This is a genomic window from Bacillus cereus group sp. BfR-BA-01381 (genome assembly GCF_022663555.1).
GTDB classification, from domain to species: domain Bacteria; phylum Bacillota; class Bacilli; order Bacillales; family Bacillaceae_G; genus Bacillus_A; species Bacillus_A pacificus.
This window is the reverse complement of record NZ_JAKUFR010000127.1, coordinates 1-10857: the sequence shown is the minus strand read 5'-3', so window position 1 is coordinate 10857 and position 10857 is coordinate 1. Positions and strand designations below refer to the sequence as shown.

Below are 10857 nucleotides of genomic sequence, written 5' to 3'. Positions count from 1 at the left end.
CACCAACCATCAGTTCTCTGAGACAGGGATATAAGTCGCTACTGGTATTCCTTCAAAGCTGATATATAATTCGTTCAACTAAACTATGTTTTGTATTATAAAACTATATTAAAAAAATTGTCAACAATAATTTTTTATTTCACATCTAAATCAACACTTAAATTAGTTGTATTTCCAGCTGCATCTGTTGCAACAATATGAATTGTATTCTTTCCTTGTTGTAATTGATTACGATCGAAATAAATTTCGTAGTTTTTCTCCCAAGTGTTTAGGAATGCACTCTCCCATACACCATTTCCGTTAATCTCATATTGCATTCTCACTGGAATACCAGGTGCAATCCAACCGGATTCTGTCATCCAATCTAGTAGGATATCATCCACTTTTCCTGTAATTACAAAGTTTTCTTGGTCAACTTCGTATGTTAGCTTAGGTGCAGTTCGATCAAGAAATACAGCAGCTGTTTGTTTCGTTTCCCCACCAGAATTAGAGGCAACTGCTTCGATTTGGTATAGACCGTCAGCTAACGGAGTACCATCTGCTTTTGTACCATTCCATTTGAAAGGTTTGTATCCAGCTGTTTCATTTTTAGCTTGATGGATAATCCCTTGGTACGTTACACGTTCTTTTGTAACTAAATTTGCATGCAATGTTACATCATCCACAGGTGCAACTAAATAGTAGTTGATGAGATTATCGTCTAATATTTGGTCACCATTTGGATTAAAAGTAGAATTAATAATTTCGAGTCCATCTATACGTTTGTAATCTTTAGGATCGATACTAAATGTAAATGGAATGCGAGTTTCTTCCTTCTTACCTTGTTCTTTTACATACACATTCCCAGTATATACACCTTGGGGTAGCGAACTATCGACAGTGATAGTAAATGGTTTTTCGGTACTACTATTCGGCTGTATGCTAATCGATGAAGGTACAGAAGTTTTTACTTTTGTTTTTGTGTTTGCATCTAGCAATTCTACACGAGTTGAAAAACTTTTCTTTTTACTAGATAGATTTTGTAACGTAATATTTTGCGTCAGTTTTACTTTACCACTGTTTGGCTTAATAAGACCGAAGCTCACATTGTTAGGTTTGACTAATACATCGGTTTGAGCTGCTTTCGGGATGTTAATTAAACCAGATCCTTGCGCCATGACAGGATATGTATTTTCATTTACATCTTTTAAAGTTTTTGCCGTATTGGCAAGAGATGCTTTTAATTGTTCTGTTGTCCAATCAGGGTGCATTTGACGCAAGAGGGCAACAGCTCCAGCTACTTGCGGCGCAGCCATACTTGTTCCGTTATGAGATTCATAGCCGCCTCGTGGTACTGTACTAGTAATTTGTACTCCAGGTGCAACGATATCTGGTTTTATAAGCCAACTTCCTTGTGATGGGCCTCTTGAACTAAAGTTACCAATTAATTCAGTCGGAACGGGTTGTCCAATTTTTATATTTTTTTTGCGTTTTGTAATTAAGCTTTTCAACTCTTCACCGTTTACATTTGATAATTGCATAACTGGAATGGATAGATTTTCACGTGCAAAATATTCCGGCATAATATTAATTTCTTTTTCGTTAGAGATTAATAACACACCAAGTGCACCAGCTTGCTTCGCTTGTTCAGCTTTTACTAACGTACTAGAAGTACCTTGTAAAACAAGTGCAAATTTTCCTTTTACATCTTGTTTAGCATAATCGCTTGGATTACCATAGCCAACATATACAAGTGGAGAATCATTTCCTATTGGGAAATCAGATTTTGATAACGGTACCCCTTGATACGTTTTACTGGAACCAGCTACTTGGAATGTTGGAAACGGGATAGAAACTGTAGATGCGCCAACTGATATAACACTGCTTGCATTACCAGGTGCATCAACAGACCAAGGTTTTGGGCCATCATTTCCATTGGAAACAACTGCAGTAACCCCAAGTTTTGCTGCACGTTCTAACGTTAAAGTTACAGGCTGATCAGGTACATTTAAATCTTGTCCAAGAGACAGATTTAACACATCAGCACCATCTTGAATTGCTCGTTCAATACCTTGAATAATATCGTCTGTTGTACCAGTTCCACCGTCATTCATGACACGATAGGCTAAAATAGAAGCATTTGGAGCAACGCCTTTAATTTTTCCGTTACCAGCAATAATTCCTGCTACATGAGTACCATGTACGTTACCATCCATAGGATCATTATCTTCATCGACTGTGTCATATCCACCAATATAATTTGCTTTTAAGTCAGGATGTGTATAGTCTACACCAGAATCGATAATCGCTACTTTCATCCCTTTTCCATCAAGAGGTTTGCCAGATGGGTCTTTTAAATTCCACGCTTCAGTTGCACCAATTGTCGGTCCGCCGATGTTTGGTGCTTCTTCATTAGTAGTACTTTTTGATGTTTCATGTAGTTTATATGTTAAGTTCGGATAGACTGCTTTTACTTCTGGTAAAGAAGCAAGAGCAGTAATTTGATCTCCAGGAACTGAAATAGAAAATCCGGAAAATAACGTATTATACACTTCTTTAATTTTTACACCGGGTGCTTTTTCTTTTATTTTCTTAGTCGTATCTTCTTGTGCTTTTTTAAGCTCGGCATGATAAGACTGTGCATGATTACTTTGTAAATCTGGAGCATGCTGAATATTACCTTGTGCTGCGAGAGGTGCATGTTGCAATTCTACAATGACTGAAATTTCTTTTGCAGTTTTTGTTTCAACATTTTGAGCAATTTTATTTTCTCCCCACTGTTCAATCGTTGTTTTTAGTTGTGGACTAAATTGCTTTTCCTTTTGCAGTGATTCAGCATGTGCGCTTAAAGCTCCAAAACTGGAAAAGACGAGCGCCATACTTAATAGTGTAGATGTAGTTTTTTTCATTGAAACTCCCCCTAATAAAAAAGTGCCAATATTCCGAAAAATTATCTTGCAAATTCATCTCGAATTACATAATCGAATGTTAGCTAAACTATATTTTCGACACAATTCATACCAATCCTCTATGAATTTAAAATTTCTTGGGAAATTTTTTCTGATTATGTCGAATGGGTATTTTTTACATATTGTAGGTGGACATTGAGGAATGCTATGAGGGAAATGGAGGGGTGTTATGAAACGGTTCATAGTAAGCGTTGGTACCATGTTAGTCGTATTTTTATGTTCAATTATTAATATTAGCGCAGAAAATAATGAAGCAAAAATTGCTTTTATTCGTCATCATGATCTTTGGATTAAAATTGATGGAAAAGAAAAACAAATAACAAAAGGTGAGTACATAACAGGGCCGAAATGGTCTTATGATGGAGAATGGCTTGCCTATGCTAAAGGGAAGAAGCAAAATCGTTTTGAACTGTATCGGCTGAAAGATGGAAAAAAAGTTGCACCGTTTCAATCGGAAGTATCGAATTATCAATGGTCACCGAAAGAGAATATAATTGCATTTGTATTCGCGAATACATTAAATACGTTTGACGTCCAAAAAAAGAATACAGATTTTGAAAATGTATCGGCAGGTGTAGGAGATTATGTATGGTATCCTGATGGAAAGAAGTTTTTTGTATCCTCTGAAGCACACTTACTTCCAACAGGATGGACAGGAGCACAGCTATATGAAGTGCAAAAAGATGCCCATATGAACCCTCATAAAATGAAACATTTGTATGCATTGCCAAATGAACATGATGATTTCCTAGCGCTAGTTGCAAGTGGCTTTAAGTGGTCACCAGATCAAAAGTGGATTTCATTTTTAGCGGTACCGACAGCTTCATGGTCAGCTGATAGTAATACGCTTTGCCTAGTTCGTGCAGATGGCAGTCGGTTTGAAAAAGTAGATCAAATGTTATTAAACGCACAATGGTTTCAATGGGCACCATCAAAAAATATATTAGCTTATATTGAAGGGAGCGGAAGAGTTGCGTTAGAGAATAAACATTTAAAAGTAAAAGAACTGCCAGCACTTCAGCAGAACACATTTACGCCGCAAGGATATGTTGATTGGGATTTTGCATGGAAGAACGATAACGTAATTATCGTCTCTCGAGCAAAAGAGGGAGGATTTGAAACATTGCCAGAAAAAAGGCCACTACCATCTTTATATGAGGTTGATAGTACAAGCAATGTACAGCATCGAATCACAAAGCCACCTCATAAGCAGGGTGATTATCATCCAATCTTTATGAAGAAGAGCAATCAATTAATATGGATACGTTCAGACCGTAAGAAAGCAGATGTATGGCTTGCTCATAGAGATGGAAAGCATGAAATGAAGTGGATTGAAAATATAGATGTACCAGAGTGGTATTATGAGAAATGGAATTGGGGAAATGTTATCTCGGTAAAAGAAGAATAAAAAATGTGCCTAAAAGATAATTTTAGGCACATTTTTTTATTGGTTATTTATGCGTTTTATTTGGCTTCTTTTTCGCTGGGTTTCCGTTTCCTTGACGTTTTCTATTTTGTTCATCTTTTGCTTGTTTTTCATGCAGTGTATCTAAAAAGTCATTCGAGTTACTCATTTTTCTATCGCTCCTTTCATTTCGTCCTAATTACTATAACCATTTAGGAGGATAATCATGAGATGAAAGTTAAGCACTTAGTTTTCTTCGATAGTATACGTAAAATATGCCATACGTAATAAATAGCATAAATAAAATTTGTAACTCTACATTTTCTTTTAAAATAGTTGCGATAGAAGATGGTAAGTAAGGGGATGTATCGCTCGTTCCTACACCTAACCATTTGTTTAAGAGGTTAATGGTACAAAACATAAAAACACCGGACCAGCTTGCAATAATTGCTTTCTGTTTAATTTTTGTTTCCCGTTCATCATCTGTAATCCAAGGATTAGCAGTTTTATCACTGCTAAAAAATCCGTTTATATATCCCCATATAATCATGCCAATTAAGGTGGTTATCCATTTCATATGTATGATTCCCCTTTCTCCTGTAAAAAGTATTTTACATATGCAATTGTAATATTTCCTAATTTATTATGTCAAATCTTTTTTACATATTGCTTTTTCTTATAGCAGGAATAATGGATGAGGTAGGGAAGAAGTTATGTTGAAGGATTTCATGGAGAGAGGAGGATGGGTATGAAACTCGTCTTTGTTCGGCACGGTGAAGGAGAACATACAAAAGATTTGCCGGCAAGTTTACAAAGGTTGAATCCATCATTAACAGATGAGGGAAGGAATCAAGCTAAATTACTTCAATGCAATGTACCCTTGCAAGAAACGGATATATTAATCGCTAGCCCTACACTTAGAACTTTGCAAACGGCGGCGATATGGAGTGAGAAGGTAGCTTGTCAAAAAATCGTCCATCCATATGTATCCCCGCGTATTTTTCCTTATCGAGAAGGAGCGAAAACATTACCATGTGATCACATAGTAGATCAGGGGATAATAAAAAATTTATTTCCACATTTTTCGATAGAGAAAAACACAAATCAGCAGCTATGGAAGGAAGGTATAAATACTATTTCAGAACATAGCTTTCAGCAAATAGTAGATGGATTCCTGTTTTTATGTTATGAGCTAGGTGCGGAAAGAGTTTGCATTGTATCTCACGACGGGACAATTACAGCATATAGGCAATATTTACAGAAGGTCGTTTTAACTAGATTTGATTTTTTGCAAGAAACGGGTATATATGAAATGGATGTATCCCTTAAAAGTTTGATTGAGGAGATCTAATGGTAGGATGGAGGGTGTATGTTGAATGTTGCACTAGTAGTTGGCTTTAATTCGGATTTAGAGGCGCAATCAATCCGGGCATCACTTGAATATTTTGGGGCGAAAGTTATAACGTACTGGATTGGTAGACCGAAAGAGTTCATCGATATTCTTTCTGGAAAGGGTTTATATAATGATATCGATTATGTTGTCTTTTGCTTTCATGGTGAGGAAGGAAAGTTTGTCATGGAAGAGTTAGGTGAAGATATATATGAACAAGATGAACCGAGAGGATACTTTGGTGCAGAAGAAATTTATAAATATGCAAAATTGCATAATACACATATTGTAAATAGCGGGTGCACGTTAGGGGATCAAAATTTAGCAAAATCTTTTTTACATAGTGGTGCGAAATCATATATTGGATCGATTGATTATGTAGATGGAAATGCAGCACTTATGTTTACTATACGCTTATTTTATGGGGTTATTAACCATGGGAAAACTTTAGAAGAAGCGTTTCAAGAAGCGAGTTTAATTGATGAGGAGACACATACATTTCGATTCTATAAGTAGTGTGAAACACGTTTATTCTATATTCGAATAAACGTGTTTCACATTTAACTCACATTTTTTTTGCAATTTTTTCAATGAAAATGATTATCACCTGTGGTATGATATGTTCAAGTTTTTACAGGTAATAAAAGTTACTATATAAACGTTAGTTTTTAATGTTTTATACACATGTCACGGATTATTCATAATTAACGTTTGAAAAATAAGTAACTAATGTTATTATATTATCTGTAACTAACTTAATTACAACTTTAGGAGGAAGATATGGTTATTCAATTTTTAAGAGAAAACAAAGCAGTTTCTTTTGTATTAGCAGTAATTCGAGTATATCTTGGTTACACATGGTTAATGGCTGGAATCGGTAAACTACAAGGAAAAGGATTCGATGCAACTGGTTATTTACAAGGTGCAATTGAAAAATCTAAAGGTGCACAACCGGCTGTTCAATCTTGGTGGGCATCATTTTTACAAGATTTCGCAATTCCAAACGTTGATCTATTTAATACACTTGTAACATGGGGAGAAATTTTAGTCGGGATTGGTTTAATTGTAGGCTGTTTAACAAAAACAGCGGTCTTTTTTGGTCTTGTAATGAACTTTTCCTATATGTTTAGTGGGTCAATTGGTGTGAACCCTGAAATGGTTATCTTATCTATGTTTGTTCTTGTGTCCGGTATGAACGCTGGGAAATTTGGAATGGATGGCTTCGTTATCCCGAAAGTATTAGGATCAAAAACTCAAAAACGCCAAAAGCAAGCTGCTTAATATATGAAAACGGGTATCTCAAAATGAGATACCCGTTTATTTTTCAGTTATTATAGGGTTTTTGCCAAAGAAATCTTTCACATACCCTACAAACTCCTGTGGTTCCTGACGAAATGGTGCGTGATAGCCTTTCTCGATAATATGGAAAGTACTATTTTTTAAGAATTGATGATACGTTTCTCCTTCTTTCCACGAAACGCTACTATCATTTCTTCCCCATATAATTAAGGTCGGTTGTTTTATTTCATTTGCGTTGATTTGAAGACGTCTAGGCCATAATTTCATTTTATTGTAATGCTCTTCATCATTACGTTTAAATTTCACTTTGCTCTCATCATAATCTGCAATGGCAGAAACGGTATTTAAATCAGTCGACAACTGTGGTCTTGGTGATCCTTGTTTATTAACGAGTGTATGAGGACCGCCCGTAGCATCAGTTAAAATAAGGTGGGTAACGGATTCTGGATATAAATATGTTAAATTAAGAGAAATTTCTCCGCCCATTGAGTGGCCCAATATTGCAAACGAATCGTAACCTAGTTTTTTCATTAATTTATAATACAAATTTGCATGAGTCGGGAAAGAATAATAAAAATCCATTGGCTTAGATGAGCGCCCGAATCCTAAAGCATCTACAGAAATAATTGTATGATCTTTTGCTAAGTCTGAGTAAATCTTTTGAAAACCATCTGACGATCCTCCAAATCCATGGATCATAAGTAAAGGTGGTTTTTCATTACCAATCTTTTTGAAGTAAATGGTTTGACCATCTATTTCTACCATTTTTTCCTCGGTAGCTAGTTTTGCTGTAAGTGTATTTTTAACTTGTTTTACTTGTTCTACTGGCTTTTCTGCTGCACTACATCCTACTAATAGTGTAAGAGTAAGACAACCTACCATAAAATAGCTAAATCGCTTCAATTAGGTGTCCCCTTTCTAACATAACGCTGTATCTATCATAGCAAATAGCATATTACGATTTCCAGGAAGTTCGCTACCATTTTTTATCATAAGAGGTGAAAGGAGCGTTTCTTGGAAATTTTCTATTTGAAGAAATTTGCGAAATGAAAATTGTGAATGTGGGACATCAATTCTTACTGTGCCATTCCAACATTCACATATGTTTTGTAGTAATTGAATAGCATCTTCTTCTCTTTTGGCGATAAGTGGATTGATACATAATATACTATCTTTTTGTATGCATAAGGAAAAAGCTTCTATACAGTTATGTCTCTCAATTTTAAAAGAGTGGCTCGTTCTTGGTAATAGTAATGAATAAAGTAAAGAACGATCGGCACCAGTTGTAATTTGATCGAGGGAAATAAGCGATATAAGATCTTTTTCTTCTATTTGTTTTGTATGAGTGATATGTGTCTTAGTAGTTTGTTTTTCAAAACGATGAATCGTCGTTATTGTTTGAAATCCGCATGATGTATAAAGAGGCTCGCCAGCTTTTGTTGCAATAAGTGCAATTGGTTGTTTTGTAAGAGTGTGTTCTAAGCAGTGATTAAGCAAAATACGCCCGATGCCTCGGCCTTGAAAATGAGGATGGACGATTAACATACCAATAGTAGAAAATCTATCTTTAAAAGGAAATACGCCTCCAGCTGCAATCAGTTTATTTTCATGCATATAACCGACAAGTGTACCGAGAGAAAGGTACATTTCGAATTGTTTTTTCATAAATGCTTTATTTTGTAACCATCCAATAGATTTGCAAAGGTCGAGTAAATCAAAAATAAAAGTTTCATCTAGCTTTATTATTTTCATACATGTTCACCACGTTTCTATTAATTTTCATAAAAGTAGATTGAAAATGTTAAATAAGAGATTTACGTTAAATGAAATCCAACTTGTTTATATTTTGATTGTAAAGGAGAAGATGGTTGATATGAAAAGACAAAGTTATACAAATTATAACTGATATTTACATAAGTTAACAAAAAATTTACATATAACTAATTTTCTCTTAACAGTCTTCTATTAAATTTGATAGTGGGAAATGAATAACCTAATTAGGGGGACAAGACAGTGAAAAAGTTTGTGAAAAAAGCATGGCCATTTGCAGTTGTGGCGTCGTTAGCGGTTACTTCGGTGGCAACATGGAATTTTACACGTTCTAGTGAAGTGAGTGCAGATGAGAGCGGAAGCAATGCAAAGATTAAAAATGTCATTGTATTAATTGGGGATGGTATGGGCCCTTCATATATGACGGCTCATCGTTATATGAAAGATAATCCAAAAACTTTTGAGATGGAATCTACAGAGTTTGATAAACATCTTGTAGGAACACAAAAAACATATCCGGAAGATGAACATGAAAATATCACAGACTCTGCATCTGCAGCAACAGCTATGTCAGCAGGAATTAAAACATATAATGCGGCAATTGCAGTTGATAACGATAAAGCAGAAGTGAAAACTGTTCTTGAACAAGCGAAGGAAAAAGGGAAATCGACAGGATTAGTTGCTACTTCTGAAATTACACATGCAACACCAGCTGCTTTCGGTGCGCATGACATTAGTCGTAAAAATATGGACGCAATTGCAAATGATTATTTTGATGAGAAAATTAAAGGGAAGCATAAAGTAGATGTTATGCTTGGCGGCGGCGTAAAAAACTTTGTTAGAAAAGATCGCAATCTTACAGAAGAGTTTAAGAAATCTGGTTATAGCTACGTAACAGATCGAGATCAATTGTTAAATGATAAAAATGATCAAATCCTTGGTTTATTTGCACCAGGCGGTTTAGATAAAATGATTGACCGCAATGAGAAGACACCTTCATTAGAAGAAATGACAAATGCAGCAATTGAGCGTTTGAACAAAAATAAAAATGGTTTCTTCTTAATGGTTGAAGGAAGTCAAATTGACTGGGCTGGACACGATAATGATATCGTTGGCGCAATGAGTGAAATGGAAGACTTTGAAAAAGCATTTAAAGCAGCGATTGAGTTTGCGAAAAAAGATAAAAATACGTTAGTTGTTGCAACGGCAGACCACGCTACTGGCGGATTATCTTTAGGTGCAAATGGTGAGTATAACTTTAAAGTAGATCCAATTAAAGCTGCAAAACGCACACCAGACTTCATGGCAAATGAGATTGCAAAAGGTGCAAATGTAGAAGAAACATTGAAAAAATATATTGATTTACAATTAACACCTGAAGAAATTAAAGCGGTAAATGATATTGCTCCTTCAAAAGATGTAACAAAGATTGATAATGCGATTGAAGATATTTTCAATAAGCGTTCGGTTACAGGCTGGACAACAGGTGGACATACAGGAGAAGATGTAAACGTATATGCATTTGGCCCTGGTAAATACTTATTCTCTGGTGTTCAAGAGAATACAAATATCGCGAAACGTGTCTTTGATATTGTTGGTGGTGGCGATCCGAATAAAGGAAGACGCTAATTTTAAATGAAAGTGAGGCGAAATGCCTCACTTTTCTTTTTAGGAGATGGGAAGATGAGAGCTTTTTTCATAGGGATATTATCCTTTCTAATAGGTGTATTATTGCTAGTTGGATGTCAATCCAAAGAGAATCAGATAGAACAAAAAGCTACTACTACAAAAGCTGAAGGAAAGGTACAAATAATGAAAGAAGAAGAGAGAACGATTCAAGGTGTGATAGAGAAATTTGTACGGACGACAAATGAAAAAAATTTTACTGAACATATGGAGTTATTTTCAAAGAACATGCCTAGTGCTGAAGACTTAAAAACGCAAAAAGAAGCAGCTTTTCAAAAGGGAAATAAAAAAATTGAATTGGAACATATAGACATAAAAGCTAGTAAAGCAGGATATGTTGTTGTTGAAACAAAAGAAAA

Annotated in this window: 11 protein-coding genes; 6 read left to right on the top strand and 5 right to left on the bottom strand. The window is 35.3% G+C overall.

The genetic code is table 11. The annotated features are described in order from the left end of the window. Nucleotides 1–134: 134 nt before the first annotated feature. Complete coding sequence (locus MR079_RS26030; protein ID WP_242294900.1) at nt 135–2888, bottom strand: S8 family serine peptidase; 2754 nt, start codon at nt 2886–2888, stop codon at nt 135–137. A gap of 229 nt (nt 2889–3117) precedes the next feature. Here MR079_RS26030 and MR079_RS26025 point away from each other — a divergent pair, with 229 nt between their 5' ends. Continuing rightward, entirely contained in the window at nt 3118–4356 is a 1239-nt protein-coding gene (locus tag MR079_RS26025) for a TolB family protein (protein ID WP_139866594.1), read from the top strand. Nucleotides 4357–4399: 43 nt separating this feature from the next. Here MR079_RS26025 and MR079_RS26020 read toward each other — a convergent pair whose 3' ends face one another. Together MR079_RS26020 and MR079_RS26015 are read right to left on the bottom strand one after the other, a co-directional pair. Further along, nucleotides 4400–4522 (bottom strand): DUF4023 domain-containing protein, encoded by a 123-nt coding sequence (locus MR079_RS26020; RefSeq protein ID WP_000071861.1) that lies wholly within the window; start codon nt 4520–4522, stop codon nt 4400–4402. Between the two features lie 69 nt (nt 4523–4591). After that, nucleotides 4592–4930 (bottom strand): phosphoglycerate mutase, encoded by a 339-nt coding sequence (locus MR079_RS26015; protein ID WP_139866596.1) that lies wholly within the window; start codon nt 4928–4930, stop codon nt 4592–4594. A gap of 171 nt (nt 4931–5101) precedes the next feature. Between MR079_RS26015 and MR079_RS26010 the strand changes: the two genes are divergently transcribed. The 3 genes from MR079_RS26010 to MR079_RS26000 all read left to right on the top strand — a co-directional run bounded on the left by MR079_RS26010 (nt 5102) and on the right by MR079_RS26000 (nt 7024). Next, on the top strand, nt 5102–5704 hold the full coding sequence (locus MR079_RS26010) for a histidine phosphatase family protein (RefSeq protein WP_139866598.1): 603 nt from the start codon (nt 5102–5104) through the stop codon (nt 5702–5704). A gap of 18 nt (nt 5705–5722) precedes the next feature. Continuing rightward, entirely contained in the window at nt 5723–6259 is a 537-nt protein-coding gene (locus MR079_RS26005; RefSeq protein WP_139866600.1) for a delta-aminolevulinic acid dehydratase, read from the top strand. Nucleotides 6260–6523: 264 nt separating this feature from the next. Next, a complete protein-coding gene (locus MR079_RS26000) occupies nt 6524–7024 on the top strand; it encodes a DoxX family protein (protein WP_000236601.1) in 501 nt (166 codons plus the stop codon). A gap of 36 nt (nt 7025–7060) precedes the next feature. Here the strand turns inward: MR079_RS26000 and MR079_RS25995 are convergent, their stop codons facing one another. After that, a complete protein-coding gene (locus MR079_RS25995; protein ID WP_000819828.1) occupies nt 7061–7945 on the bottom strand; it encodes an alpha/beta fold hydrolase in 885 nt (294 codons plus the stop codon). A gap of 15 nt (nt 7946–7960) precedes the next feature. Further along, nucleotides 7961–8794 carry a GNAT family N-acetyltransferase gene (locus MR079_RS25990; RefSeq protein WP_139866602.1) on the bottom strand — a complete coding sequence of 278 codons (834 nt, stop codon included), beginning with the start codon at nt 8792–8794 and terminating at the stop codon, nt 7961–7963. A gap of 261 nt (nt 8795–9055) precedes the next feature. Here MR079_RS25990 and MR079_RS25985 point away from each other — a divergent pair, with 261 nt between their 5' ends. Together MR079_RS25985 and MR079_RS25980 are read left to right on the top strand one after the other, a co-directional pair. After that, a complete protein-coding gene (locus MR079_RS25985; RefSeq protein ID WP_000714933.1) occupies nt 9056–10441 on the top strand; it encodes an alkaline phosphatase in 1386 nt (461 codons plus the stop codon). A 54-nt stretch (nt 10442–10495) separates the two neighbouring features. Beyond that, nucleotides 10496–10857: hypothetical protein (locus MR079_RS25980; protein WP_242294899.1), on the top strand; the 362-nt coding region annotated here is incomplete at its 3' end.